Origin of the sequence: Streptomyces sp. KR80 (genome assembly GCF_052245555.1) — a bacterium.
Lineage (GTDB): Bacteria > Actinomycetota > Actinomycetes > Streptomycetales > Streptomycetaceae > Streptomyces.
Window position 1 is genome coordinate 90829 of record NZ_JBQQCD010000013.1, and the last position, 26149, is coordinate 116977.

At 68.2% G+C, this 26149-nt stretch carries 20 protein-coding genes and 2 pseudogenes; 13 read left to right on the plus strand and 9 right to left on the minus strand.

All coding sequences use genetic code 11. The annotated features are described in order from the left end of the window. Positions 1–7: 7 nt before the first annotated feature. Positions 8–1981 carry a hypothetical protein gene (locus ACTWQI_RS19355; protein WP_443272047.1) on the minus strand — a complete coding sequence of 658 codons (1974 nt, stop codon included), beginning with the start codon at positions 1979–1981 and terminating at the stop codon, positions 8–10. 360 nt (positions 1982–2341) lie between these two features. Between ACTWQI_RS19355 and ACTWQI_RS19360 the strand changes: the two genes are divergently transcribed. Continuing rightward, the gene (locus ACTWQI_RS19360) at positions 2342–3004 is read left to right on the plus strand and encodes a dienelactone hydrolase family protein (RefSeq protein WP_443272050.1); all 663 of its coding nucleotides are present in this window, start codon (positions 2342–2344) and stop codon (positions 3002–3004) included. Positions 3005–3133: 129 nt separating this feature from the next. Here ACTWQI_RS19360 and ACTWQI_RS19365 read toward each other — a convergent pair whose 3' ends face one another. The 6 genes from ACTWQI_RS19365 to ACTWQI_RS19390 form a co-directional block, all read right to left on the minus strand. Continuing rightward, complete coding sequence (locus tag ACTWQI_RS19365) at positions 3134–3766, minus strand: pyridoxamine 5'-phosphate oxidase family protein (protein WP_443272052.1); 633 nt, start codon at positions 3764–3766, stop codon at positions 3134–3136. Then, positions 3763–4842, minus strand: coding sequence for a LuxR family transcriptional regulator (locus ACTWQI_RS19370; protein ID WP_443272054.1), 1080 nt, complete (start codon positions 4840–4842; stop codon positions 3763–3765). Before ACTWQI_RS19370 ends, ACTWQI_RS19365 begins: the two co-directional genes overlap by 4 nt. After that, a complete protein-coding gene (locus tag ACTWQI_RS19375; RefSeq protein ID WP_443272055.1) occupies positions 4842–6128 on the minus strand; it encodes an MFS transporter in 1287 nt (428 codons plus the stop codon). The genes ACTWQI_RS19370 and ACTWQI_RS19375 overlap by 1 nt, the downstream gene beginning before the upstream one ends. Next, positions 6125–7810: a condensation domain-containing protein gene (locus ACTWQI_RS19380; RefSeq protein ID WP_443272057.1), complete on the minus strand. Its 1686-nt coding sequence runs from the start codon at positions 7808–7810 to the stop codon at positions 6125–6127. Before ACTWQI_RS19380 ends, ACTWQI_RS19375 begins: the two co-directional genes overlap by 4 nt. Before the next feature lie 285 nt (positions 7811–8095). Further along, positions 8096–8827, minus strand: coding sequence for a protein phosphatase 2C domain-containing protein (locus ACTWQI_RS19385; protein WP_443272059.1), 732 nt, complete (start codon positions 8825–8827; stop codon positions 8096–8098). 291 nt (positions 8828–9118) lie between these two features. Next, positions 9119–12712 carry a BTAD domain-containing putative transcriptional regulator gene (locus tag ACTWQI_RS19390; protein ID WP_443272061.1) on the minus strand — a complete coding sequence of 1198 codons (3594 nt, stop codon included), beginning with the start codon at positions 12710–12712 and terminating at the stop codon, positions 9119–9121. A 1179-nt stretch (positions 12713–13891) separates the two neighbouring features. Between ACTWQI_RS19390 and ACTWQI_RS19395 the strand changes: the two genes are divergently transcribed. Genes ACTWQI_RS19395 through ACTWQI_RS19435 form a run of 9 tightly spaced genes read left to right on the plus strand, consistent with a single transcriptional unit; the run spans position 13892 to position 19529 of the window. Then, the gene (locus tag ACTWQI_RS19395) at positions 13892–14761 is read left to right on the plus strand and encodes a diiron oxygenase (protein ID WP_443272063.1); all 870 of its coding nucleotides are present in this window, start codon (positions 13892–13894) and stop codon (positions 14759–14761) included. Further along, positions 14758–15594, plus strand: a complete 837-nt coding sequence (locus ACTWQI_RS19400) for a hypothetical protein (protein WP_443272064.1) — start codon at positions 14758–14760, stop codon at positions 15592–15594. Before ACTWQI_RS19395 ends, ACTWQI_RS19400 begins: the two co-directional genes overlap by 4 nt. 1 nt (position 15595) lies before the next feature. Then, positions 15596–16021, plus strand: a complete 426-nt coding sequence (locus ACTWQI_RS19405) for a holo-ACP synthase (RefSeq protein WP_443272066.1) — start codon at positions 15596–15598, stop codon at positions 16019–16021. Positions 16022–16031: 10 nt separating this feature from the next. Continuing rightward, a complete protein-coding gene (locus tag ACTWQI_RS19410) occupies positions 16032–16265 on the plus strand; it encodes an acyl carrier protein (protein WP_443272068.1) in 234 nt (77 codons plus the stop codon). Between the two features lie 19 nt (positions 16266–16284). After that, positions 16285–17109, plus strand: a complete 825-nt coding sequence (locus ACTWQI_RS19415; protein ID WP_443272070.1) for a class I SAM-dependent methyltransferase — start codon at positions 16285–16287, stop codon at positions 17107–17109. After that, positions 17109–18068 (plus strand): 3-oxoacyl-[acyl-carrier-protein] synthase III C-terminal domain-containing protein, encoded by a 960-nt coding sequence (locus ACTWQI_RS19420; protein ID WP_443272072.1) that lies wholly within the window; start codon positions 17109–17111, stop codon positions 18066–18068. Before ACTWQI_RS19415 ends, ACTWQI_RS19420 begins: the two co-directional genes overlap by 1 nt. Beyond that, complete coding sequence (locus ACTWQI_RS19425; protein WP_443272073.1) at positions 18065–18334, plus strand: phosphopantetheine-binding protein; 270 nt, start codon at positions 18065–18067, stop codon at positions 18332–18334. The genes ACTWQI_RS19420 and ACTWQI_RS19425 overlap by 4 nt, the downstream gene beginning before the upstream one ends. Continuing rightward, entirely contained in the window at positions 18331–19140 is an 810-nt protein-coding gene (locus ACTWQI_RS19430; RefSeq protein WP_443272075.1) for a hypothetical protein, read from the plus strand. The genes ACTWQI_RS19425 and ACTWQI_RS19430 overlap by 4 nt, the downstream gene beginning before the upstream one ends. Beyond that, positions 19140–19529 (plus strand): holo-ACP synthase, encoded by a 390-nt coding sequence (locus ACTWQI_RS19435; protein ID WP_443272077.1) that lies wholly within the window; start codon positions 19140–19142, stop codon positions 19527–19529. The genes ACTWQI_RS19430 and ACTWQI_RS19435 overlap by 1 nt, the downstream gene beginning before the upstream one ends. Before the next feature lie 58 nt (positions 19530–19587). On the opposite strand, the gene ACTWQI_RS19440 is transcribed toward ACTWQI_RS19435, so the two are convergent. Both ACTWQI_RS19440 and ACTWQI_RS19445 read right to left on the minus strand, forming a co-directional pair. Beyond that, a complete protein-coding gene (locus ACTWQI_RS19440; RefSeq protein WP_443272080.1) occupies positions 19588–22011 on the minus strand; it encodes an endo-beta-N-acetylglucosaminidase in 2424 nt (807 codons plus the stop codon). A 155-nt stretch (positions 22012–22166) separates the two neighbouring features. Then, positions 22167–22979 (minus strand): S1 family peptidase, encoded by an 813-nt coding sequence (locus ACTWQI_RS19445; protein WP_443272083.1) that lies wholly within the window; start codon positions 22977–22979, stop codon positions 22167–22169. Between the two features lie 579 nt (positions 22980–23558). On the opposite strand from ACTWQI_RS19445, the pseudogene ACTWQI_RS19450 reads away from it, so the two are divergent. The 3 genes and pseudogenes from ACTWQI_RS19450 to ACTWQI_RS19460 form a co-directional block, all read left to right on the plus strand. After that, positions 23559–24437 (plus strand): annotated as a pseudogene (locus ACTWQI_RS19450) (chitinase); the annotation flags it as partial. Between the two features lie 170 nt (positions 24438–24607). Beyond that, positions 24608–24862: pseudogene (locus ACTWQI_RS19455) on the plus strand (carbohydrate-binding protein); the annotation flags it as partial. 3 nt (positions 24863–24865) lie between these two features. Continuing rightward, positions 24866–26122, plus strand: a complete 1257-nt coding sequence (locus tag ACTWQI_RS19460; protein ID WP_443272194.1) for a cellulase family glycosylhydrolase — start codon at positions 24866–24868, stop codon at positions 26120–26122. Positions 26123–26149 lie beyond the last annotated feature (27 nt).

A 26149-nucleotide genomic window follows, 5' to 3' on the forward strand; every position in this document is an offset into this window, starting at 1 on the left:
CAGTCCTTCACAAGGCGTACGGATCCGCCTCGTAGGCCAGCCACTGGGCGAAGGACCACAAGCCTTCATGGAACGTGACGACCGGCTGCCAGCCGAGTTCGGCCCTGGCCTTGTCTGCCGTCATCCGCGCCCGGCGGGCATCGCGTGTCGTCGGCTGGTCGGCCACGTCGACCGGAACGGGCCGCACCGCTTCGCAGACCGCTTCGGCGAGGTCGCGTGCGCTCATGACATCCGCATTGCAGATCTCAAAGAGACCGGATCTCCTGAGGAGCAGCACTCGCTCGATCGCCCGGCAGATGTCGCTCGCGTGGATGTACTGAAGGGGATCGGGAGCAGGGGACTCGAGTCTGATGGGTCGTCGTAAGAGCGCGTTCTCGACAAAGGTGGTCATCAAGGAGTTGCCATGGAGAATGCCAGGTCCGTAGGGCACACCGGTCCGTAGCACGGTCGTCGCCGGCTGCGTTCCGGGGCGGGTCGGGCTTCCGGGGCGGGTCGGCGCAGGCTCGTCCGTGCCGTCGTCACCGGTCTCGACACACACCAGGTGGCCGATGTCCCGTTCCGCCAACGCCAGGACGTGCCGCGCGTCAGCCATCGCTCCGATATGGATGATCGATTCCGCGCTGCGCAGTGCCTGCCTGAGTTCCGCCGCCGAGCGCAGCGTCGAAGCAGGGAGGGTGACACCGGGCAGGCCTTCCCGGTCGCCCGTGAGCAGGGCGACGTCGTAGTCCTGATGGGCGAGGTCTTGCGCCACATAGCGGGCCAGGCCTCCTTTCACCCCGGTGATCACCAGGCGGCCCTTGGCGCCACGCTTCCTCTCCTGGGCGATGGCGGGCGCAGAGTTCGTCGCGTGGGCGGATGCGTCATGATGGGCGGCGGCGCCTAGTTCCACACCCGTACGGGTGAGCTCGGCGAGCGCGTCGTGGAACCGGGAGAGACTGATCGCGCCCACCTCTCCGCACAGTCCGCCCGGGCCGATGGTGCCGATCGCCGCGTCGGTGAGGCGGTCGTGTTCGCCGACGCTTCCGTGGCCCGGCTCCCCTCCGGCGCGCTGGGCGAGAAAGCCGGTGAGGCCGGCCGTGATCCAGAGCGCCTCCAGCGCCTTGGGGCGGAGGGGCGCGAGCTTCGCCATCAGCGTGGCCGACTCACTGGCCGTGTAGTGCAACTGCTTCCGAAATCTGTCGAGGTCGAAGTTCAGGCGGCCGCAGTATCGTTCGCTGTCCACCGTCGTCCACCGGCCGTCGTCGCCGTAGCGGAGCGCGCACTGCGCCATGCCGTGCTTGAAGAAGGGGACGGTGTCGATGTCCGCCAGGCCGCTGCTGAGCCGCCAATCGGCGCCGCGCGGCGCTTCCCCGTAACAGGCGGCACGCCTGAGACCGTGGTGATCGTTCCCCGCCACACTAGGGAAGTCGTCGTGCTCGACGAGATTCGGCACGGTGAGGTAGGTCGGCACCCGATGCGCCCTCAGATAGCGCTGCATGACCACGTCGTCGGGCCAGCCGTCGGCATGCCGGCGGGCGTAGTCGGCGAATCCACTCGCCAGTCTCGCGGGCAGCACCAGTGCCACGGTCGGCGTGTACTCACGCGTCGCCTCGACCCACCGCGCGCCGAGCAGCGCCCCCATGCGCACGGCGGCGCCATTCCGGGAGTTCCAGGACGTGAAGAACGCGAGGGCCGCATCCGGCGCCGCGCGGACGATCTCGTGCACCCGATCGAAGAACCCCGCGCACGGCACGGCGTCGTCCTGGAGCACAAGATGATGCGTCGCCTCGGAAGTCACCGCCGACCAGGCCGTCATCGCACTGCGCAGGGCAGTCGGCGGGCCGTCGGGATCTGGGTCGAGGGCGAGCTGCAGCAGCCCGTCAGGCGCCTGTGCGATGAGGGCCTTCGCCGACTCCTGCCGTCGTGGGTGGCCCATGACGGCACCGCTGATCCTGACCTGATCCAGGTTGCTGCCGATTGGCCTTGAGTCCAATTCTGGCATGAACCATCACCGCTCCCCGTGGCAGCTGAATGCATCGAATCACGTATGGCGAGTGGCCCCCGGCGGGCACGTGCTCATGCCGGGAACAGTAGTCAGCCGCGGTTGATTCTGTTCCATAAACTGGCTATAGCCGCATGATGACTTCAGTACGTCCGGCGGAGCCCGGTAAACCGCCTGTGAGCTGTGCGAATGCGGCTGTCCAGACTTCCCTGCCGAAGCAACCGGCAGTTTTCGTAACCTCTCCCGCGGAAGTTCTCATAGGGCGTCACCAGCGGTCGGTCTTGGCTCCATTGACAACGCCAGCTGTGAACGGGATGCTGAGGACTCGAAAAATTCTCCCCTATCCGAGGCAGGTGCTTCGTGTCCACCACTCTGCAGACGCATACGTTCAGGGTCGACAGCGCGGGAAACAACCTGCCCTACGTTCTTTATCTGCCGAGTGAATACCAGGCCGATGAAGCGAAGAAGTGGCCGCTGATGCTGTTTCTGCACGGCGCGTCGGAGCGTGGCGAAGACCCTTCTGTGCTCACCGCCCACGGTCCGGTCAAGCAGGTTGCGGACGGAGCGGAACTACCGTTCGTCATGTTGGCTCCGCAATGTCCGTCCTACAGCACCTGGGCATGTGAGCTCACCGGAGTGTCGGAACTGCTCGACGAGGTGACCGGGAAACACCGGATCGACGAAGACCGGGTTTACGTCACGGGGCTCAGCATGGGCGGTGCCGGGACCTGGGCGATTTCCGCACGATATCCGGGTCGTTTCGCAGCCATCGTTCCCATCTGTGGCGCATGGATGCCCGAGGCCGCCCCGCGTATCGGCACAGTCCCCGTGTGGACATTCCACGGGGAGGAGGACAGCAACATTTCCATCAAGCACACCGAGCAGATGGAGGCCGCACTGAAGGAAGCCGGCGGCTCGGTGCGATTCACCCGCTATCCCGGCGTCGGACACGATTCGTGGACCCGGACCTACGACAATCCGGAGGTCTACGACTGGCTGCTCTCCCACCGTCGGGCGGGCTGATTTCCGGCCATGAAACAACGGCCCGGCGGTTCTTCCGTCGGGCCGTTTCGTCTGTTCTTTGGGTTGTTCGGGGCAAGAGTTCTCCGCCGCGTTCCGAAGCAGAGGTGGAGTGCGGCGGTCGACGGGCGGTCAGGCGCCCCGTAAACCATCGAGTTGTGCGCGGAGGGCCGCATTCTCCTTCTCCAGGCGGGCGAGGCGGTCACGGAGGGGAGCGAGTGCCTCGGCGAGCTCCGGCTCGCTGAAGCGCGGCGTGATGTGCCGGTGGCAGTTCCAGTCGAATGCCTCGACCCGGATGGTCACCAGGCGCTCGACCCTGCCCCCGGTACGTGAGGGGGAGAGACGCTCGGCGAGTTCGGGTGCCTCGGCGGCGGGGATGGACTCGGCGTGACCGTAGAGCTTGAGGCGGGACTGCCGGGCCTGGTCGAGGAAGAAGAGGGCGACCCGGTCGTCACCGCGCAGATTGCCCATGGTGATGTACTGCCGGTTCCCCCGGACGTCGGCGTACGCCAGCGTCCACTCGTCGAGGACATGGACGAAACCGGGCGGCCCGCCACGGAACTGGATGTACGGCCAGCCGGTCTCGCCGACCGTGGCGATCAGAAAGCCGTCGAGGCCGCGAATGAACGCGGCCTCGACGGCGGTGAGCGGTTCCGCGTGGTCAGCCGGGTGGGCGAGACGGCGGCCGGCCACGGCGCCGCTGCCCATCTCGTGCTGTACCTCGCGGACATTCGGGGTGTAGGCGAGGTGCGCGTATCGGCTCATGTGGGCCTCCCGTCGCTGTGCGGACCGCCGTCGGAGGCGAGGGCGTGGGCGGAACGAATCAGTCCACTCTGAGCGGCCAGGACACCGGCCTGGAATCGGCTGTCGGCGGCGAGGTCCTGCATGATCGCCGCGATGTGGCGGCGGAAGGAACGCTCGGACATGCCGACCCGGCGGGCGATCACCTCATCCTTGATGCCGGAGGCGAGCAGTTCCAGGATGGTGGACTTCAGGTCGTCCAAGGCGTCGGCGTATCCGGCCGTACCCGGCTCGAAGTTGAACGCGGACTGCCAGACCCGGTCGTGGATGCTCGCGAGAAAGCCCGCCAGAGCAGGCTCGTACACGACGGCGACGCCGGCCTCGTCCTCGGTGCCGTCACCCGTCGGGACGAAGGCGACCTCACGGTCGAAGACGAGGAAGCGGGCGTGAATCTCCCGGGAGGTGCGCACCTGCCCGCCCGCGTCGGTGAGATCACGGACGTGGGAGCGAGTGTTGGCGTCGCCGCGGCCGGTGTGCGGATAGAGGACGCGGGCGCGGGCGCCGCGCTGCAGGGCCTCCACCACGAGCGGGCGGGCGTGCCGCAGTTCGGGAGACTCCTGGGCCACGCAGGGCTGCATGACCAGTACCTCGGTGGTGCAGTGCTGCGCCGCCTCCATGATCCGTAAGTGGATCTCGCTCTGGTCGTCGGTGACCACGATGGCCTCGCGGCCGGGCCGGGCCCGCCGGGTGTTGTTGAAGGTGTCCATGAAGGACAGCAACTGACCCTTGACGCCGGCGAGTCGGCGGTGGTTGTCGTGGATCGCCCGCTCCAACGGGACGAGCAGCTCCATCTGGGCCGCCTCGGGGCTGACGGCGACCAACTCGCCTCGGCTGCCCGCCGCGTCCTTGACCAGCCGGAGGTCGCGGAGCACACCGAGTGCCTCCTCGGCGCGTTGCAGGGGCACGCCGAGCTCACGAGCGATCGCGGACGGCGTGCCGCCACGGCCGCCGAGTGTGCGTTCATAGACCTGGACGACGAACTCGTCCACCTCGCCGGTGCGGGGCAGCTCCGGCAGCTTGGTCTGGGTCACGGTATCCATCATCCGCTCCTCTGTTCGGCCTCGGCGCTCTTCCCATCGGTCGTCACGGCGCGCAGCCGCCTGATGGCGGGCACAGCCAGCAGTAGTCCGCTGCAGCAGAGTCCAAGCACGGTGGCGAGTACCATCAGCGGTCGCTGCCCGGTCAACGAGGCCAGTGGGCCGGCCAGTGAGCGGCCCAGGGCCATGGAGAGCAACGAGCCGGCGACGTCATAGGCGTACACCCGGTTCAGCAGTTCCGCGGGGATCTGGGTCTGCACAGTGGTCGCCCAGATGACAGCCCAGAAGGCGAGGCCGATGCCGGCCACGCCCCAGCCGATCGCGAGGAGAACGACGTTCGGCCGCAGGGCCGGGACGATCGGGTACAGCGCGAACAGCGCCCAGCCGATGGAGCCGACGGCGAGCGGTCGGCTCCGGCGGACCCGGATGGCCAGGGCACCACCGATCACGCCGCCGCCGCCGAAGGCCGCCATGCCGATGCCATACGCGGTGGATCCGAGGTCGCCGACGACGAGGTCGGCCCCGACCGGGAGGCTGACACCGGCCACGAAGCAGCCGTACAGCAGGAAGACCGAGATCACGCCCCACAGCCAGGTCCGGGAACGGAACTCCTGCCAACCGCCCAGGAGTTGGCGCAGGAAGGACTCGCCATCACCGGACTTCTCCGTCGTGGACAGCCGCAGGCCGAACAGGCAGCCGGCGCTGATCGCGTACGTCGCGGCGTAGATGGCGAACACAGTGCTCGCCCCGGAGACGCTGACCAGGAGACCGGCCAGAGCCGGGCCCAGCACGCCGGCCACCGACTCCGCCATCCGCAGGACCCCGTTGGCCCGCTGCACGTCCTTCGCGACCTGGGGCACCAGACTCGCCACCCCGGGCTGGAACATGGCCGTGGCCATACCGCTGATGAACTGCAGCGCGACGATTCCCCAGAGGGGAGGCGCGCCGAGAGCGAACGCGACGGCCATGACGCCCTGGATGAGGAGGCGGAGGAGGTCCGCCAGCACCATCATGCGCCGGGGCGTGAACCGGTCGGCGAGCACCCCGCCGAACAGCATGCACAGCGCGAGCGCGGCCATCCAGGCGCCGAGCGCGTAGCCGACTCCCGCGGTGCCGTATCCGGCGTCGAGGACACCGACGGACAGGGCGACGGGCAGCATCGCGTCGCCCAGCAGCGACCCGGTCCGGGCACCGAAGTACAGGCGGAAGTTGACGGTCCACAGCGGTGCCGACGGGGTGGACTCCTCGGCCGGGGAATCGTCGGTACGAAGATCGGTGTCGGAGCTCACGCGTCGTCACGTCCTTGGGGGCGTCCGGTGGATTCGGCGAGGACCGGGCGGGCGGCCCAGGCGTCCGGGTCCGCGACGCCGTCGCCGTCCGGTGGCGCGTCGTGGACCAGATAGGTGTGCGGGGCGATGGCGGTGACCTGCCCGGGGAGGGCCGCCAGGGCGCGCTCGTGGACTTTCTCGGGGTCGGCCGGTGCAGCCAGGTGGCAGACCAGGCGGTGGCCGAGGTCTTCGTCCGGGACGGCGGTGACCAGCTGGGGAACCCCGCCGAGGATGTCGTCCAGCAGGTCACGTACGGCGTCGAGTTCCACCCAGGAGTTGTCACTGAAGTACCAGCCGTCGCCCCGGGCGACCGGAGGCAGGGTGGTCAGCGAGGTCAGATCCTTGAGCGGCAGGTCGGCCTCGGCGGCGGCGCGCAGCAGGCGGAGCATGGCCCGGCCGAACTTCTCCGCCTCGTCCCTGGGCAGGATCTGCGGGTCGACCCAGAGGGTCAGCTCGAACTCCTCCTCCAGCCGGTAGAGGCAGGCGAAGAACCGGCACGGGATGTCCTCGGCCGGCAGCCAGGTGATGCTGCCGCCGAACTCCGGGTCCTCCACCGGGGCGGACTGATGGCCGGGGATCCACACAGCGGGCAGTCGGCTCCGGGCGGACTGGTCGGGGGAGCCGACGGCGGTGGCGAGCGTGCTCATGTCGTTGAAGACCAGGTCGCGGGCGAAGGAGATGCCGCGTTGGGCACTCACGCCGTTGATGACCTGCCAGATGGCGGTGGGGTCGAACCAGCTGTGCCGGTAGGCGGGCAAGCCGGCGGAGCGGACCTGGCGCACCGCGTCGTCGAACCCGGACAGCTCGGCGAGTTCCACCGGGAGCAGCGCGTCCTGGGCCAACGAGCCGAAGAAGTCCCGGAGTTTGCGTAGCACGCGGTTGCCGGAAAGCGATGTGGTGACCACGGTGCGGTGGCCCGTACGGTGGCCGACCAGCACGGTCAGCGCGGCGAGTGCGACGGCCGAGGCGCTCGCCCCGGTCCGCTCGGCGATCGTCTCCAGGTGGGCGGGCGCGGTGCGGGACCGGATGTTCAGTCCGGCATGGAGCCAGTCGGACTTGGCGGGAGTGGAGCGGGCCGAGGGGGTGAACATGGCCTGCGGTACGCGGCGCAGCTGGGACTCCCAGTAGCGGACGGCGCTCTCCCCGAGCCGTTTGACGGAGGAGGTCTGCTCCAGATCGACCACGTCGATGGGTTCCAGCGCGGCGGGCGGCGGCAGCGGGCGGCCGGCTGACAGGGCGGCCCACTCGGTGTGCAGAAGCTCGCAGGCAGCCACGTCCATCGCGGCGTGGGTGACCACCCAGACCAGATGGCGGGGGACGCCGTCAGAGGTCACCACCGCGACGCGGAGCGGGAGTTGGGACTCCAAGTCGAAGACCAGGGACCGCAGCCGGCGGGCGGTGCGCTCGGCGGTCTCCAGCGGGTCCTCCGCCGACTCGATCACCTCGACGACGAGTTCGCCCTCGGCTGCGACCTGCTGGGTCGGGGGAGTGGTGAGGCGATAGGTGGTGCGGAGCGCCTCATGGCGCTCCAACAGACCGCGCAGCTGCTCCGCGATGCGGTCGAGACCGCCGTCCGCCGGAGCGTCGAAGACCATGGCCAGGTTGAGCCGGGTCGGGTCCTCGTCGACGCTGATGGAGCGCACGATATTGGCATGACCGAAGGAGAGCGGCCCTGAACGGCTGACTTTGCCGGAGAAGGGCACCGTGAGCTGTGGCAATGGGTCACCTCGAGAAGTGGTGGGTTCAATGGGGCCGGCCTCTGGGCGGTGTCGCGGTGTCGCGTCAGGGGCCGAGGTCGTGCGGCGGGAGGGGCGTGGGAGTGGAGTGGGACGTCCGGCCGTGCTCGTCCGCGGAAGTCTTCGCCGAAGCTGCGGAGGGTGGACGGGACCGCTCCACCGGGGAGGTGGAGGGCCCTGGAGCCGCCTACGTCAGTTCGGCGTACTCGTGCCGGTGAGCACGCACAGAGCGACGGACGCGTCATCGTGGTGCTTCCCGGAGAATGTTCCGGCCCGCGTACCGGACTCGGCAGTGCGGGTCTTCGCGATGAGGGCCTCCGCCCCGTCGCTGCCGAGACAGTCCAGCAGTTCCTGCCAGCTCCAGTCGTACCGCTCCACCAGCCGGTAGGCGCCGTCAGTCATCAGGCACGCCTGGATGACGTCCTTGGCGAGGCAGGTACCGGTGAGCGCGTTGCCGGCTGCCGCCGGACTGTTTCCCGCGACCCAGAAGCCCCCGTCGACGTTGCGCAGATGCCGGAGGTCCGCCCATGACCTGTCGGGGAACCCATGGATGCGGTTGTCCATGACGACATGGACGGTCCCGTCGGAGAACTGAATGACCACCGCCGAGTCCCCCAGGACAAGGTGGTCCACGTAGTCGCCGCGTTCCCGGAGTACGGCGACGGTCGCCGACGGGCTCCTGGGGTTGTCGAGGTCGCACTCGTCGGCGTGCGCGGCGATCACCGTGCTGATGGCCGTGTGGAGCACGTCGGGCAGTGGCGCGTCCTCGTGCTCGATCAGGCCGGCGACCAGATGACTGCCGAGGGTCTTGACCAGCCAACGCACACTGTGGCCACAACCGTTGTCCACGTCGGGTTCGGGCGTCGCCCCGTCCAGCACCACAGCGAAGTGCCCCCCTGCGGCGACGAAGTCCTCATTGACCATGTCTCCTGGTCGGGTGGCGCAAGTGATCTCCACGTTTTCCCCCTAAGGTGGTGCGCAAGCTGGTGTACGTGCTGGGAGGCGCTACACGCTTCTGCGGTCCGTACCTTTCGTAGAGCACGATACGGCGGCGAGGTAGCCGCGACGCTACAGCCGGACCATAGGCGCGAGAACTGCTTTCACGCTGGGACTGCCGCTCGCGAAACCCGCTGACCTGCCACGATGTCACGTCGCCCGACGACCGCCGGACGCAGGCGGCAGAAAGCGCAATCTCTCCTCCGGAAGTCGTGAGGGTCAGGAAGCACCTCCCCCGGGAGCAGCGAGGGCCCGGCGCGGTCGGATGTCGTCGAACCCGGGCATGCCCATGTCGCGGAAGAGCAGCAACGCCTTGCGCCAGTGCCCGAAGGCCGCGATCTCCGCGCCCGTCGCCGCGTGCGCACGGCCGAGCACCAGATGGCTTCTCGCCTCACCGGGCCGGTGGCCGGTCTCGCGGTGCCGGTTCAGTGCCTTCAACGCGTCGTCCATCGCGAGTCGTTCCTCACCGAGCTGCACCTGCACACAGGCGAGCACGTTCAACGCGGAGGCCTCGAGCACCCGGAACTCGGCTGCACGGGCGATGGTGATGGCACGGTTCACGGTGGCGAGAGCCTTCTGGGGATCGCCGAGGCGCAGCTGCATCGTGGCGAGTCCGATGAGCGCGTAGACCTGCGGATAGCGGTCGTTCACCACCTCCGCGAGATGGAGTGCACGCTTGTAGCTGTCGGCGGCGCTGCTGAGTTCGGCCGCTCTCTCCTGTGCGGCCCCCATCGAGAAGAAGGCGTTCGCTTCGAGCCTTCGGTTCCGCAGCGCCTGAGCGGCATCGAGGGCGGCCCGGGCGAGGCGCAGTCCCGAGGTGTGATCGCCGCGGTCCGAGTGGGCCGAGGACAGACAGCTCAGGGCCACGGTTTCGCTCGTCTTGTTGCCGTTCCGCGCGTGGACCCGCAGGGATTCGCTCATCACCTGGATCGCCTCCCGGGGGCGCCCCAGGGCGCGATAGACGATCCCCAGATTGGTTTGCGAGATGGCTTCACCACCGGGCGACCCCATGCTCTGGAAGAGACGGGCCGCGTGGGAGTAGTGACCGACGGCCTCGTGCAGTCGGCCGAGCTTCCAGCAGATCAGCCCGAGGTTCATGACGTCGTCAGCTGCGCCCGCCCCCTTGGCCTGCTTGGTGAGGTCGCGGGCCTGCGAGAGGAAGTCGGAGGCCTTCCGCATGGCGCCGTTCTCCTGGTGTGCCGCGCCGATTCTGCGCAGGGCCATGGCCTGGCCATTGAGCCAGTTGGCCTTCTTGGCCAGCGCCAGGGCGTCGGCGAACAGTTCCTGGGCGTGCATGTTGAATCCCTGGACCCAGTGACAGTCGGCCCGCCTCAACTGCGCGGCGGACTGGGCGCGCAGATCGCCGTCCGCCCTCGCGGCGGACAGTCCCGTGCTTGCGACGGAGAGGCAGTCCGCGGTGTACATGCCCAACGAGAGGAAGCCGTGCAGCGCTTCGGCCAGTCGCCAAGCGACCTGGTGAGCCCCGGTCTTCGATGCGTACATGACGGTACTGACCAGATTCTCCCGTTCGCTCTCGAGCCAGTCCGACGCCTGGGCGCTGTCCGCGACGCTCGGCCGGTCCGATTCTTCGGGGTACGACCCGGACTGGAGAGACAGCTCTTCGGGATACAGCAGTCGTGCCGCGGACTCCGTGTTGCGCACGTACCAGGCGAGAAGCCTGCCCCGTGCCGACTCCACCTCTTCACCGTCGACCAGCTCCCGGGCATAGGAGCGCAGTAGATCGTGCATGGCGAAGCGCCCGGGTGCCTGTTCCTGGATCAGATGGGCATCGGCCAGCCGCCGCAGCAGCCTGCTCGCCTCGAAGGAGGTCGCACCGATGAGCGCCGCCGCTCCCTGAGCTGTGATGTCCGCCCCGGGCATCAGGCTGAGGAGCCGGAACATGCGCCGCGCCGACTCCGGCAGGGCGAGATAGGACAGTTCGAAGGCCGCCCGGATCGTCGAGCGTTCGTCCCCTTCCACCTGCAGCCCACTGAGCAGGTTGTCCCCGACCAACTCGGCGCAGTACTCCGCGATGGTGGTGTTCCGGTGCGCGATCAGGTTGGCCGCGGCGATCCGAATCGCAAGTGGCAGCCACCCGCAGAGTCGTGCCAGTGTGACCACGGCATCCGGCTCCGCCGTGACCCGGTCGTCGTCGACGATGCGGCTCAGCAGCGCATGGGCCTCATGCGGGCTGAGCACATCGAGACCGAGATGGTAAGCGCCATCGCTGGCAACGAGTCCGGAGAGCCTGATCCGGCTGGTGATGACGACACAGCTGTTCCCGTGACCCGGAATCAGGGGCCGGACCTGATCGACATCGCTCGCGTTGTCCAGCACGATCAGCATGCGCTTGTCGGCGAGGAGCGTGCGGAACATGGCGGCCGCTTCCTCCTCGCTGGACGGCACTTGATCGGGCGGAGCTCCGAGTGCGCGCAGAAAACGCGCCAGGACATCGAGTGGGCGGAGCGCCGGTTGCGGCGAATGGCCGCGGAGATTCACGAACAGCTGGCCGTCGTCGAAGTGGTGTCGTTGGGCGTGCGCCCAGTGGAGCGCGAAGGCGGTCTTGCCGACACCGGGCGGACCGACGATCGTCACGACCGGAGTCTGCTCGGTTCGATCGGGGGACAACAGGCTGTCCAACTCCTGGAGCTGCAGACTGCGCCCCACGTACGCCGAGGTGTCGGACGGCAGCTGCGCGGGCCTGGCCACGATATGCACGGGCGGTTCGAAGCCGGTCCGCTCGGGGCGGGGTATCTCCTGCCGTAGGACGCGGATATGGGCCTCGCGAATCTCCTCGCTCGGCGCGATGCCCAACTGTTCGTCGAGCCTCTCCCGGAAGCTGCTGAAGACGTTCAGGGCCGCGGCCTGCTCTCCACAACTGGCCAGGGTGAGGATGAGACGAGCATGGACCCCTTCATGTAACGGCTCGTCGCTGGCCATGCCCCACAGCACCCGCACCGCCTGTTCCGGCCGCCCCAATTGCAGAGCGAGATCGGCGTGCAGCAGTGCCGCTTCGACCCGTCGTTCGGCAGCGGCGACAGCTGTCGGATGCTGTCGCAGCATGGGGTCGACATCGGCGAGAACCGGTCCACGCCAGTACCGCAGTGCACGGGTCAGCGATTCGTACGCGGTCTCCGGATCGGATGAACTGTGCGCCCTTTTCGCTCGGGCCACCAATTCGTCGAAGCGCCCCAGGTCGGTCTGATTTCTGTCGGCCCGCAGCAGATATCCGCTGGGGATGAGCTCCACACTGGGTGTGGAGTTCCCCTGGGCCTGCTCGGATTCGAGCAGCTGACGCAACTGACTGACATAGGTGTGAATCAGGCTGGCATACGATTTGGGCGGTCCTGACGGCCATAGCGTGTCCACGATCTCCTGATGCGTGGCGGGGCCCGGGTGTTTGAGCGCCAGCAGCGCGAGTAATCGACGCAGCATGGGCCTGGTGATGGGTACGGGATGCTCTCCGCGCTGTACCGAGAGCGTGCCGAGAATGAGGAACTGCGGTTTGCTGATGCTTCTGACCGATTTCTCGCGCGCGCTCTCGCGCGCGGCGGCGTGGATTTCGCTCACTTCGGCATCGGCCAAATCAAGAGCCCCCGTCAGGCGCTGGAGCGTGCGCAACTGCGGCCGTTGCACCCGGCCCCGCTCGATGTCCCGCAGCGCCCTGGTGCTCAGGCCTGACTTCGCCGCGAGCTCCTGCTGGCTCATGTGGGCCCGCTTGCGTAACGACTGAATCTGCCGCCCCAGGGCTGCTGTTGCACTCTCCGTGCTGCCGTGCGGAGGCGGCATGTCCGCTGAAGGGTTTTCTGGCATGGGATGCTTCCCCAATCAGAGGTGGCTACCGCATGGTCGAGCGGTGGTCGAGGCGATTCGGGCGGGAATCGGGCGAGCCGTCAGATTGCAACAACGTTGCATAAAGGGCGGCCGTGGGGATCGCGGGGGCGGCGACCCGACCCGGGTTCATGACACCGGCCGTCGGAGTCTTGTGTGAATCCTCAACGACTTTGCCCATCGGTGCCTGCAATATCGCAAGTCGCCTCCCCGTAAGCGCTTTAACGGCACCGACCGTAGCGGATGGTGAGGGGTTTGGGAACTGACTCTGATCTTTCCCGGCCTCGCCGGACCCGGGGCCGGTCGTGGCCGAGTCGACGGCGCTCGCCGGCATCGGCGTGGTCGGCATTCGACGCGTGACGCGCCCTGGCGTCATCCTCCGTGCCACACGCGGCAGATGGCTGTCCGCCCCGGCCCTGGATGGTGCACCGGATTCCTCGGCCCATACGGTACGTGGCGCCGGCCCGAATTCATGGGAGCCGCACCGCCATGGCCGATGGGTCGTGATGTCCATCCCGCGCTGCAGTCGCGTGTTCCAGCTCCTCGGTGCCGGTTGAAGACGTCCTTGTCTCGGGCGCCATCATGGATACTCGGTGAAGACCGCCTGTATGGTGAATCGAATGGCGGTACGTCATTTCCGGAACGGTGGTCGATGGCGCGTGAGATGGGAGGGGAGACCCGCTGACTCACGTCCCGCGCAACCCCGATCCGCGGCCCCTGGAAAGGAGGCCGCGCCGTCAAGGGAAAGCAGCGGCGACGGGCTCGGCCGCTGCCGGGATCCCGCTGCCGCTCGGAGCTGCCCGCGCACCACTGGTCCACTTCTGCGGCCTCCGGAATGCCTCGCTCCGCAGTCGTCTTTGTTGGCCGATTCCATGCCCTGGAAGGACCAGGCGGGCACGGGACCGCCGGTCGTTGCTCGGCTGGCACGGGTGTCGCCCGGTCCCGGCATCTCCCCTGCTGAGCTGCACAGACAGGCGGTGGAGTACGCCACATCGCGACGGTGACGGCCCGGCGAGGCGGCCGATTCGGGCTCCTGGACAGCCGCGGCTCGGGTGCTGTCCGGTCGCGGCCAGGCCGCTTTCGGGCATTGAGAGCCCGCTCGGCGCCACTCTATGTTCACGTTAGACGGAACCCCCTGAAGCGAACGGAGGGCGTCGCTCGATGGTCAGCGATGTGATTGACCGCAATGAGCGGTTCCAGGGGATACTGGGCCGCCTCACCACGATGTCGATTGAGGACTACTACAACCCGTACCGGCTCTTCGAATGGCCCGAGCGGCTTCCCGAGGAGATGTGGTGGATGAGCCCTGAACTCACCACCACCCACGGCACGGAACTGGCCGACACACTCACCCAGGAACAGCTCTACGCGCTGTCACGGTACGAGAGCATCAATTTCTACAGTCTCAATGTGCACGGCATCCGCGAGCTGCTCATCGAAGTGGTCAACCGGATTCACACCGCGGGCTTCGAGACACCGTCCCAGTTCTTCCACCACTTCATCGGTGAGGAGAACGAACACATGTGGTTCTTCGCCGAGTTCTGCCTGCGATACGGCGGGAAGATCTACCGTCAGCCGACCGGCGCCGAAGCAGTCGCCCCGTCGTCGAAGGTGGAGAGCCTGCTGGTGTTCGCGCGGATCATGATCTTCGAGGAACTGGTCGACCACTACAACTCCACGATGGCCGCGGACGAGCGGCTGAACGAGACGATCCGGGCGATCAACCGCATCCACCACCAGGACGAGTCCCGGCACATCGCCTTCGGCCGCGAACTGGTGCAGCTGCTCTACGAGGAGGTCAAGCGCACCGCGACGGCGGAGGAACTGGCGGAGATCTCCACGTACCTGCGGCGTTACATGACCCACAGCTTCGAGTCGCTCTACCACCCCCAGGTCTACCGCGACGCCGGACTGGAGCGCCCGCACCAGGTGCGCCGGTCGCTGCTGGAGTCGCCTGCCAGGGCCAAGGCCGAAGAACGGACCTTCCGCAAGACCACCAGGTTTCTGAAGAAGACGGGGATCATTCGATGAATCGCCTGACCGGGAGCGAGGGTGCGCCCGCGCTGGCCATCCTGGGTCCGGACACGACCCGGTTGCTCAAGGAGCTGGACCAGCTCTTCACGGCATGGGGTCTGGCGTCCGGTGCCGAGGAGATCAGCCCGCCCCCGCTCTATCCGGTGGCCGACCTGGAGAAGTTCGACGTCTACACCAACTTCCCCCATCTGGCCTGGGTGGCCGGCTCCCTCGACCTGTCCGCCGGGCAGATCAAGCCGGTGGACGCCAGGTTCGGCCCGGCCGAGATCAAGGAGGCCCGCTACGGGCTGCCGCACGCCACGTGCTACGGCGCCTACCTCTACCACGAGGGCGGCCAGGTCGCTGACGACACCCTGGTGACTCTGGTCAATCGCTGCTTCCGCAACGAGGACCGCTACGACGGGTTGCGCCGGCTGGCCAGCTTCCAGATGCGCGAGATCGTCGCGCTGGGCACCTACGAGCACACCCAGCAGGTCCTCGCCGACTTCACCGGGCGCATCCAGAGCTTCGCCGAGGCGCTCGGACTGAACCTCACCAAAGCCCCGGCCTCCGACCCGTTCTTCCAGAACGACGGTGCCCGCGCGTTGATGCAGAAGCTCAGCCCGGTCAAGTACGAGTTCCAGTACGGCGATCTGGCCATCGCCTCGGTCAATACGCACCGCAACTTCTTCGGCGAGCGCTGCAGCATCCGGCTCGGCGACGGTGCCCACGCCTTCACCTCCTGCGTGGCCTTCGGTCTGGAACGCTGGCTCGCGGTACTGACCGAGCAGCACGAGGGGGACCTGCCCGCCGCGCTCGCCGCCGTCCGCGCCGCCGCCGGTACGCGGTGACATGACGCAGCCGAGCCCGGCCCCGCCGACGCCTCGGATCGGCGTCGACCTGGTACCGATCGCCCGGGTGCCGGCGCTGCTGGTCCCGGAATCCGGCCCCGCCCTGCACCGGATGCTCACCGCCCGGGAGCTGAGCCTCTGCCGGACCGCGGACGGTGCGCCCGACGCAGCCGGCATCGCCGGACGGCTCGCCGCCAAGGAAGCGGTCTTCAAACTGTTCGCCGCCACCGGCCAGCCCCTGCCCTGGCTGAGCACCGAGATCCTGCGCGGCCCCGGAGGCCGGCCCGAGGTCCGCCTGTGCGGCCGCGCCGCCGACCTGGCCGAGCGCGCCGGACTCGGCCCGATCGACGTCAGCATCAGCCACGACGGCGGTTTCGCCATCGCCGTGGCGGCCGCCGCCGCGCACGCTCCCGAACACCAAGCCTGAAGGGACTCCCATGAACTCCATAGGTATCGAGAAGGTCCGGGATTGGATCCTCGGACGCCACCCGGACCGCACCGAGCTCGCTCCCGACGTCAACATCATCGAGAGCCGGCTGGTCGACTCGCTCTCCTTCGTCGAACTGGTCTACGCGATCGAGGACGCCAGTGGCACCGAGATCGACTTCGACTCCATCGACATCGAGGACTTCCAGTCTCTCGCGACCATCGAAAAAGCGTTCTTCGCCTGAGACCCTAAGGGGCCCGACCATGCACGCAGTCTCCTACACGGCCCAATGGATGGCCGCCGCCCGGGCTCTGGAGTCCGAGCGGGAGGACGCGCTCTATATCGACCCGCTGGCCCGTGATCTGGCGGCGCCCAAGGGCTTCGACCTGATCGACCGTTACGAAGGCGGCGGCCTGCTGCCGTTCATCTCCATCCGGACCAAGTTCCTCGACGACACCATCCAGGACGTGCTCGCCGAAGGCGAGATCCAGCAGGTCGTGCTGATCGCGGCCGGCATGGACACCCGAGCCTTCCGGCTGGACTGGCCGGATGGCGTCGAGGTGTACGAGGTGGACCACGGTCCGCTGATCGAGGAGAAGCGCCGTCGGCTCGACGCCCTTGGCGCCGAACCGCGCACCGACCGGCGCGAGGTCTCCGCGGACCTCACCGGGGAGTGGTTTCCCGACCTGGAGCGGGCCGGATTCGACCCCAGCCGCCCGACGCTGTGGGTGGCCGAAGCGCTGACCTTCTTCCTCACCGAGGAACAGGCCGCGGGGTTGCTCCGCCTGCTGGCCTCGGCCTCGGCCCCCGGCAGCCGGCTGGCCCTCGACATCCTCGGCCGCGCCCTGCTGCGCAGCCCCTTCTCCAAGCCGTTCCTGGAAACCCTCGCGGCCGATGGCACGCCGTGGATCTTCGGTACCGACGAGCCGGAGGAGTTCCTGTCGGCCAATAGCTGGAAGGTCACCGGCCTGAAGGAACCCGGCGAGCCGGGCGCGGGCGAGGGCCGCTGGCCGTACGAGGTACAGCCGAGGGAACGGCGCGGAGCCAACCGGCTCTGGCTGATCCGAGCCGAGATCGCTGCCATCTGATGGGCGGCCACACCACACTCGAGCGGATCGAGTCGTACCTGCCCGAGCGCAGCATTCGGATCGAGGAGCTCGGCGAGCACCTGGGTCTGCGCCGCGCCGAACTGGGTGTCTTCCGTAAGTTCTACGGCCTGGACACCCTGCGGTTCGACCCCGACCTCGGGCTGTTCGACCTGCTGCGGCCCGCTGCTCGGCGCGCGCTGTCGGCCCTGCCGGAAGGCGGTCGGGTGGCCTATCTGGTCTATGCCCACACCACCCAGGCGGTGGCACCGGCCGACGTGGACGTCGCCCAGGTGGTCCGGGACGACCTGGGGCTGGCCGGCACGGAGGCGTTCGGCCTCAGCCAGCAGGCGTGTGTGAGCAGTCTCGGCGGTATCGACGTGGTCGGTGAGCTGCTGCGTGCGGAGGGGGACGAGGGCGCGTACGCCCTGATGGTCACGGGCGAACGGGCGTACTCACCGATCGTGCAGCATGTGCCCAATACCGCGATCATGGCCGACGCCTCAGCGGCGTGCCTGGTCACCCTGGATGGGGCCGGAGACCGGGTGCGCTCCTTCGTCACCCGCACCCTCGGCGAGTATGCGCAGTGGCTGGAGCTGACCTCGGAGCAGAGCACGGAGTTCGGGCAGCAGTACGGCTCGCGGATCGCCGAGGTCATCCATCAGGCGGTCGACGAGGCCGGACTGACCTTCGACGACATCGAGCTGGTGATCCCGCACAACGTCAACATGCTGGCGTGGCGGCAGACCATCAAGGAACTGGAGGTGTCGCCGGAGAAGGTGTTCCTGGACAACGTGCCACGCTACAGCCACACCTTCGCCTCGGACGTGTTCGTCAACTACACGACCCTGCGCGACGAGGGCTGCCTGGTGGACGGTGCCCACTACGTGATGGTGTCGGTGGGGCTCGGCGCGACCTTCGGAGCGATGGTCATCACCCACCGGAAGAGGACAGGCTCATGACGGATCGCGAGGGAGTGCTGACGGCCATCGAGAAGGCGCTCGGCGAGGTACTGGAGCGTGAGATCACCGAGTTGACGGAGGACACCAGGCTCTTCGACGACCTGCGGCTCGATTCCTCCTCCGTTCTCGAACTGCTGCTGCTGGTCGAGGACACCACCGGCATCGCCGTCGATCCCGAGGACCTCGACATCGAATACCTGCGTACGGTGCGGTCCTTCGCCGACTACGTCGAAGGGCTGCTGGCCAGGGGAGGGGACGGCGCATGACCGGGCTCGCACTGAGGGCCGCCACCGCGGTCCGCTCGCCGAAGGGCACGGGGCCGGCCGACGACCTCGCGCTGGGCTATTTCCAGGACCTGCTCGGTCCGTTCGGAGCCAAGCCGGACGAGGAGCTGCTGCGGCGCGGCGCCCATGTCCACCACCGCGAGCTGGTCGACCTGCTCGCCGCGGCGGACGGTGTCCGGGAGAGCCGGCCACAGCTGCTGATCGTGACCCACGCGCTGCCTGACGTGGTGCCGTTCACCGCCGTGGCCCCGTATCTCACCGCACGCCTCGGTGGTGCGGCGACCAGCTTCGCCATCGGACAGCAGGGCCTGGCCGGCCCGTTCACCGCCCTGCGGATCGCCGCCGCGTACCGGCGTGCGTCGCGGGCCACCGAGGTGGTGCTGGCCGTACTGGAGCAGACCACGCTGCCCACCCCTTTCCCACTCGTGCAGGACACGCCCCTGGTCGATTCGGCCGCGGCGCTGGTTCTCGGGCCGGAGCCGCCGTCAGCGGAGGGGCTGCGGCTGGGCCGGGTCACGTCGGACGCCTCGGCGGCCGCCGCGCTCCGGCGGGAGGCCGACGAGGAGGGGACGCTGTTCGTGCTCGGCTCATGGGTGTCGGAAGCCGTACCGAACGGTCCGGATGTGCACCGGGCGGCGCCGGGCAGCTACTGCACGGGCGTCTGGCTGGAGCTGTCCGAGAACTGGCAGGAGTGGCAGCGGACGTACCGGAAGGTCGTGCTCTGCGACAGCGACCCGCGAACCGGGCGCAGCCACCTCGCCGTGTTCACCGCCGCGGCCGGGCGCTGATGTGGATCGGGGTCGACCTCGTTTACCTGGGTGAGCTGGACCGGCTGCTCGACCGGGCGTGGTTCCGTGCCTTCGCCTACGACGAGGCCGAGCTGGCCACCGCGGACGGGCTCGGCCCGGAACGTGCCCGGGAGTTCCTGGCCGGACGCTTCGCCGGCAAGGAGGCGGTGCTGAAGGCGCTCGGCACCGGCATGGCGTGCGGAGTCAGGCCTCGTCAGATCGCCATCCTGCGATCGGACGGGGGTGCCCCGGTCGTCCGGCTCACGGGTGTGGCCGCCGACCGGGCCGCCGACCTCGGGATGGCCGAGGTACGGGTCTCGATCAGCCACAAGCGCGACCTGGTCGTCGCCGTCGCGCTCGGCCTGTCACGGGGGGCAGGCCGAGCGTGACGGCGGGCGCCTGGTCGCCGCGAGACGGCTGATCGAGACCCGCGGCCAACGCCGCGGGTTACCTGCCCCAGGCCTCGAGTTCGTAGATACGGGCCGCCGGGTCGGTCGTCTGGGTCGGCTTCGTGATCGCGAGCCGGACGTAGCGGGCGTCCGCGGTCACCGGGTGGGACGTCTCCGACGCCGTGTTGCCCGTGACGGTGGCCACGGTCTGCCAGTCTGCCGAGGCCGAGGACCGCACCTGGATGGTGAAGTCGCGGGTGTTCCACGACGTCGATTCACCGCCCGCGCCCGCGTGCTTGACGACGAACTTCGTCAGCGAGCGCGCCGATCCCAGGTCGACCTCCAGCCACTGGGACGAGGCGAGCGAGCACCACTTGTCGCTGTTGCCGCCCGAGACGCTACCGTTGACGGCCTTCTCCGGCTCCTCCGCGGAGTTGCACGCGGTGCTCCCGGTCGCGGACTTCTTGAGCGCGAGGTTGGACTGCGCATCAGGTTCGCTCGCACCCGTCCAGGAGACGGTCGTCGTCGCCGCGGACGCCCTGCCCCCTTCCGGGGACACCGCGACGACCTCGAGAGTCGTCGTCGTTTCGTCGCCCACCCGGTCCAGTTGCGGCACGAAGTAGGCGTCGTTGGGCGTCCCGCCCAGGTAGGTGCGGGTGCCGTCGGGGTTGACCCGGAGGATGTCGTAGTGGTGCACCGGGCCCGAGGGGGCCGTCCACGACAGACGCAGCGACTTGCGCGAGGACGAGACATCGGTGGCGCCGAGGACCGTCGCGCCGGATGCCGCCCCGGGTGCGTCGATCTGGCCGTCGTACACCGCGAGCTTGCCGACGTTGACCGAGTACGAGGGGATGGCGGAAGGCGCCGAGGCACGCAGCCCGACCTGGGCGATGGTCTTCCCGGCGTACTGGGACAGGTCCAGGGTCTTGTTCTCCCAGCCGGTGCCGCTCGTCGAGCCGAGGTCCAGTTCGACGAAGGTGGTCGGCGCGTCGGTGAAGGCGACGGCGGCTTTGAGGTGGGTCGCCCCGGCGGCCTGGGTCTTGACGGCCACGGACAGGCGGGTATCGGAGGTGACCGGTAGCCGGGTCTGGTACAGCCGCACGGTGTTCGTCGCGTCCAGCTTGCCGGACAGACGCAGCGAGCTGCCGCCTTCGTAGGCGTCGGAGAAGTCCATCGCCGGTTTGAGCTTGCTGCCGGAGGACTGCACGATCCACCGGTACGTGGGCGGCACGTCCTGCAGGGACAGGTTGTTCCAACCGCCGGTCGCCACCCGCTTGCCGGCCGAGTAGTACGCGTCGCCGTGTCCGGTGTTGAAGCTCGTGACGAACGGCTTGGCGGTGATCGGGGTGGCCTCCGCGATGTACTGGGCCAGGCCCTTCCACTTCTTGGTGGTGGTGGTGTTGGACGGGTCTCCGTTCTGACCGACCCAGAACGTGGAGTCGCTGGCGTAGAACTGGTCTCGGTTGCCCTTGGCGAAGGACCAGGTGCACTCCGGGCGGTAGAAGCCCAGCGACGTGACATGCGGCTTGCCGGCAGGGAAGTAGAACTCCCAGTCGGGTACCTCCTCCTCGCAGTTGTAGCCGACGTTCTCTCCCGCGAACAGCTCGTATTCACTGCGGCCGATGGAGCGGGCGTACGTCCGCGAGGCGTCCAGCTGGGCCGCGTCAGAATCGAAGTCCAGGAACATGGAGTCCGAGACCCGGCCGCCGTCTTCCAGGAACGCGTCGTTCTTCGCGTTGAGCTCACGCTGCCAGCGGATCGAGCCGTCCTCGGTCATCGAGTCGTACCACATGAAATCGACGGAGCCCTTGCCGCGGGCGTACTTGATGAGCTCGCGCATCCGGGTGGCGTCCGTGGTGGTGCCGCCCTCTGTTTCCTGGTTGATGAACCACCCGTCGAACCCGTAGTGCTTGGCCACGTCGACCAGCTTGTCCGCCACCGGGAAGGTCGATCCGGACTTCTGCAGGAAATCGCGGACCCAGCTGATCTGTCCGCCGTAGGTGTTGGGCGGGAAGAACACCGTCCCGTAGACCTTCACGCCGTTGCGGTGCGCGGCGTCGATCACGGTCGGGTTCGGGGCGAGGATCAGACCCTCACTGGCTGAGCCGCCCCAGAACACCAGCGTGTCCAGGTACTGCCAGTAGCCGAAGGCGTAGTAGTCCGCGGTCTGCGAACCCTGGGACGGATTCTTGGACGTGGGCGCGAACGCGGCCAGCGACGCGACGCGGCCCTCGCCGGCGCGGGCGTTCGCGTTTGCCTTCAACCCCGCGTCGACCGTCCGCGGCCGCAAGGGCACCCGGGAGCGGTTGAATCGGGAATCCGGGTCGCCGTCGGGCGTCCAGGACAGCAGCGTGTTGGGGTGCCAGGCCGACGCGTACGGCTGATCGCCGGCGCCCGCGGCCTTCGCACCGTTCGGCTTGGCGGGCGCCGCCTCAGCGGGGACCAGAGGTACGGCGGCCAGGGCGGCCAACGCGCCTACCATGGCGATCACCATCGCCAGGCGGAGTGTGGGGGAGAACCTTCGCAACATCCGGACCTTCCACGGTTGGGCGGCTGACGAATGAGGAATGGGGGAGGGCGGTGCGCTCCCGATCCGCGCCGAGAGTGCACCGCCCCGCCCTTGATGGATCAGCGGTGTCAACCGCCGGGATGGGCGTCATCGAACTTCTGCATCTTGTCCTCGGCCCAGGCCCGGTAGTAGGGCACATTGGTCGAGATGTCGCCGCAGACCGATGAGTCGCCGTTGATCGCGGAGTAGCGGGCGGCCAGCCCGACGAGCCGCCACTCGGTGCCGACCTTGGCCACCAGCGGCCCACCGGATTCACGGGGGCAGAACCCGGCCCCGTCCCTCGGGAGGGTCGAGCACAGCTCCTCACCGGGTTCGATGTTGTTGCACCGGCTGATGTCGAGCAGCTTGGTGTCGACCTCGCGCAGTTCTCTCCCCGTACAGCCGGAACAGTGCACGGCGCCCAGCCGACGGACCATGTCACCGACCATGGCACTGTCGGCGATCTTGATCGGTTTCTCCGACACGGGCTTGGCCAGGCTCACCAGCGCGATGTCGTCGCCGATGTGGAACCTGGGGTCAGTGAAACTCTCGTGCTTGAGCTCCCAGTACCCCTGCACCACGGTGCCGCCACCGTAGAGGTCCTTGCTGCCGATGTGGACGTCCAGGGCCTCATGCCAGTGGATGCAACTCGCCGTGGTGAGGACCCAGCGCGGGGAGATCAGCGCGCCGCTGCACCACCTGTTCTCGTAGTCAGTCTCGATGCGCGCCATCCAGGGGTACGCCTCCGAGGCCGGACGGCCCGGGTCGACGGCCTGCGACTGAACACCTGAGGCGGACTGGGACGCGGACGCGGACGCGGTCGCGGGCGCCGGTGACGCCGCGAACAGCGAAGCGGCGAGCGCCGCGGCGACAACAAGGAACTTTCGCCATCTGAGGTTCACACGCGCCTCCTTGAGGTGGCGGATGCGCCGCCACCGTGGGGGTCAGGGAACCGCCCATGAACTCCGGGTCGTGGATGCGGGCTGTCCCGCGGCCATCAACTCCGTTATGCCGCCCGGCGGTTGTCTAGACCTTGCACTGGTATAGCGCCGGGAGCCATGGCGCGGTGCCGCTCGTAAGAATCCAGTAACACTTTGTCGGAAAGCCGACAGACACCCGTCTGCGGCGAGGAGACGGCGCGCCCTGGGTCCGTCCGCGGAGGCTTGACGGGTGCACGTCACTTCGCTTCAATCCGCCCTATAGGTCCAGACCAATCGTCCGGGGCTCTCCCTGTCTCCGGTGAGACGAGACCGCGGTGACACACCATCAGCAGGGAGACCCGGCCCGGATGGCTCCCCACGCCACCTCACATCAGCAAATGCCACCCACCCGTCCCCCCACTGGGAGGTCATATGCGCACCCGAAGTCGTCTGCTGGCCGGCGTTGGCACACTGGCACTGACCGCTGCCGCCGTCCTCGCCGGTACGGCCCATGGCGCCGACCCGCGCTCAGACTCGAGCACGGACAGCCGTGCCGCGGCTGTCAAGCAGGCCGCTCCGTATCTCTTCCTCGGCTGGGGCGATCCGCCGAGCGCCACCTCGGTCATGAGCGCCACCGGCATCAAGTGGTTCACCATGGCCTTCATCCTCTCCTCGGGAGGCTGCAACCCGGCCTGGGACGGACAGCGTGCGCTCACCGGCGGCAACGACCAGAGCACCATCAACGCGATCCGTGGCGCGGGCGGGGACATCGTTCCGTCGATCGGTGGCTGGAGCGGCAACAAGCTCGGCCCGAACTGCCCCACCCCTGAGGCGCTGGCCGGTGCCTACCAGAAGGTGATCGACGCCTACAACCTCAAGGCGATCGACGTCGACATCGAGAACACCGACGAGTTCGAGAATGCGACGGTCCAGGACCGGATTCTCAACGCCCTGAAGATCGTCAAGCAGAAGAATCCGGGCATCGCGACGGTCCTCACCTTCGGCACCACCACCAGCGGGCCGAACTGGTGGGGCAACCGGCTCATCGAGCAGGCCAAGGCGCTCAATGCGGACATCGATGTCTTCACGATCATGCCGTTCGACTTCGGTGGTGGTGCGGACATGTACGGCAACACCATCAAGGCCACGGAAGGGCTGAAGGCCAAGCTGAAGAGCACCTTCGGCTGGTCGGACGCCACGGCGTACTCCCACATCGGCATCTCGGGGATGAACGGTCTGAGCGATCAGCAGGAGCTGACCAGCCCGGAGACCTGGACCAAGATCCGTGACTGGGCGAACTCGAACCACATCGCCCGCCTCGCCTTCTGGGCCGTCAACCGTGACCGTCCATGCCCGGGCGGCGGGGTCACCAGCCACTGCTCCGGCATCAGCCAGAGCAACTGGGAGTTCACCAAGATCACCGCCGGCTTCACCGGCTGACGACCACCGGCACCCCCCATCCGTCCGGGTGGCGACCTCCTGAGCGAGGGCCACCCGGACGCGGGAGGAGCCGGCGGACTCCCCGGCCTCGACGGCCAGACTGTACGTGCGCAGCTCGCCCCTCAGCCCCGAAGAGCTCTTGACCAGCCCATCCCCCAGTCAGGAGAGCCATGCGCACACTTCTGAGAACCGTCCTGGTCGGTGTTCTGCTCGCCGGCCTCGGGCTGACGACCGCCCCCGCCACGGCGTCGGGCCCCTCCCCGTCGCACAGACCCGCCGCGGTCTCGGCCGACATCGCCGCCTACCCGGCCTGGGAGGCGCGGACGGCATACACCGTCGGCGCGCGCGTCACCTACAACGGCACCGACTACGAGTGCCTGCAGAGCCATACCTCTCAGCCCGGATGGGAACCCCCGAACGTCCCGGCCCTGTGGAAGGCCGTCGGCGGCGGTGGCGACGACACCACGTCGCCGAGCGTTCCGGGTGATCTCCGCGCCACCGGGACCACGTCCAGCAGCATCTCCCTGGCGTGGGGCGCCGCCACCGACGATGTCGCCGTGACCGGCTACGAGGTGTACCGGGACGGCTCGTTGGTGACCACGGTAACCGGCACCTCGTACACCGACGGTGGACGTGCGCCGAGCACCACGTACACGTACACGGTCCGGGCGAAGGACGCGGCCGGGAACCGCTCGGCGGCGAGCAACCAGGTCAGCGCGACCACCGCTGCGTCGGACCCCGGAGGCGGGACTCCGGTCGACGTCAACGGCCAACTCAGGGTGTGCGGCACCAAGCTCTGCAACCAGCACGGCAACCCCATTCAACTGCGCGGCATGAGCAGCCATGGCCTCCAGTGGTACTACCAGTGCCTGAACACCGCGTCCCTGGACGCGTTGGCCACCGACTGGAACGCCGATGTGTTCCGGATCTCGATGTACATCCAGGAGGGCGGTTACGAAACCAACCCCCGACAGTTCACCGACCGGGTGCACCACCTGATCGAGCAGGCCACGGCACGCGGGATGTACGCCATCGTCGACTGGCACATGCTCACCCCCGGCGATCCGAACCACAACCTGGACCGGGCCAAGACGTTCTTCACCGAGATCGCCCAGCGCCACCGGGACAAGAACAACCTGCTCTACGAGATCGCCAACGAGCCCAACGGCGTCTCCTGGTCCGCCATCCGGAACTACGCCCACCAGCTCATCCCGGTGATCCGCGCCCACGACGCCGACACCCCGATCCTGATCGGCACCCGCGCCTGGTCCTCCCTGGGCGTCTCCGACGGGTCGGACGAGTCCGAGATCGTCAGCAACCCGGTCGACGCGGCCAACATCATGTACACCTTCCACTTCTACGCGGCCTCGCACGGCGCCGAGTACCTCAACACCCTGTCCCGTGCCGCCGACCGCATCCCGGTGTTCGTCTCCGAGTTCGGCACGCAGACCTTTTCGGGGGACGGCGGCAACGACTTCGGAAGGTCGCAGCAGTATCTCGACCTGATGGCGGACAAGAAGATCAGCTGGGTGAACTGGAACTTCTCCGACGACTCCCGCTCAGGGGCCGTCTTCACCGGTGGAACCTGCCCGGGCGGTCCGTTCGCCGGAACCACGCGGCTCAAGGCCGCAGGGGTGTGGATCCGCGACCGGATCAGAACTCCCGACGCATTCCCCAGCGGCTGACGGGCTCGGGAACGTCTTCCGCATGGC

What these genes read in the sequence shown, in the direction of transcription:
- ACTWQI_RS19355 (WP_443272047.1), bottom strand. Translation starts at nt 1,981, where the DNA reads ATGCCAGAATTGGACTCAAGGCCAATCGGCAGCAACCTGGATCAGGTC.
- ACTWQI_RS19365 (WP_443272052.1), bottom strand. Translation starts at nt 3,766, where the DNA reads ATGAGCCGATACGCGCACCTCGCCTACACCCCGAATGTCCGCGAGGTA.
- ACTWQI_RS19370 (WP_443272054.1), bottom strand. Translation starts at nt 4,842, where the DNA reads ATGGATACCGTGACCCAGACCAAGCTGCCGGAGCTGCCCCGCACCGGC.
- ACTWQI_RS19385 (WP_443272059.1), bottom strand. Translation starts at nt 8,827, where the DNA reads ATGGTCAATGAGGACTTCGTCGCCGCAGGGGGGCACTTCGCTGTGGTG.
- ACTWQI_RS19390 (WP_443272061.1), bottom strand. Translation starts at nt 12,712, where the DNA reads ATGCCAGAAAACCCTTCAGCGGACATGCCGCCTCCGCACGGCAGCACG.
- ACTWQI_RS19395 (WP_443272063.1), top strand. Translation starts at nt 13,892, where the DNA reads ATGGTCAGCGATGTGATTGACCGCAATGAGCGGTTCCAGGGGATACTG.
- ACTWQI_RS19400 (WP_443272064.1), top strand. Translation starts at nt 14,758, where the DNA reads ATGAATCGCCTGACCGGGAGCGAGGGTGCGCCCGCGCTGGCCATCCTG.
- ACTWQI_RS19405 (WP_443272066.1), top strand. Translation starts at nt 15,596, where the DNA reads ATGACGCAGCCGAGCCCGGCCCCGCCGACGCCTCGGATCGGCGTCGAC.
- ACTWQI_RS19410 (WP_443272068.1), top strand. Translation starts at nt 16,032, where the DNA reads ATGAACTCCATAGGTATCGAGAAGGTCCGGGATTGGATCCTCGGACGC.
- ACTWQI_RS19415 (WP_443272070.1), top strand. Translation starts at nt 16,285, where the DNA reads ATGCACGCAGTCTCCTACACGGCCCAATGGATGGCCGCCGCCCGGGCT.
- ACTWQI_RS19420 (WP_443272072.1), top strand. Translation starts at nt 17,109, where the DNA reads ATGGGCGGCCACACCACACTCGAGCGGATCGAGTCGTACCTGCCCGAG.
- ACTWQI_RS19425 (WP_443272073.1), top strand. Translation starts at nt 18,065, where the DNA reads ATGACGGATCGCGAGGGAGTGCTGACGGCCATCGAGAAGGCGCTCGGC.
- ACTWQI_RS19430 (WP_443272075.1), top strand. Translation starts at nt 18,331, where the DNA reads ATGACCGGGCTCGCACTGAGGGCCGCCACCGCGGTCCGCTCGCCGAAG.
- ACTWQI_RS19435 (WP_443272077.1), top strand. Translation starts at nt 19,140, where the DNA reads ATGTGGATCGGGGTCGACCTCGTTTACCTGGGTGAGCTGGACCGGCTG.
- ACTWQI_RS19440 (WP_443272080.1), bottom strand. Translation starts at nt 22,011, where the DNA reads ATGGTAGGCGCGTTGGCCGCCCTGGCCGCCGTACCTCTGGTCCCCGCT.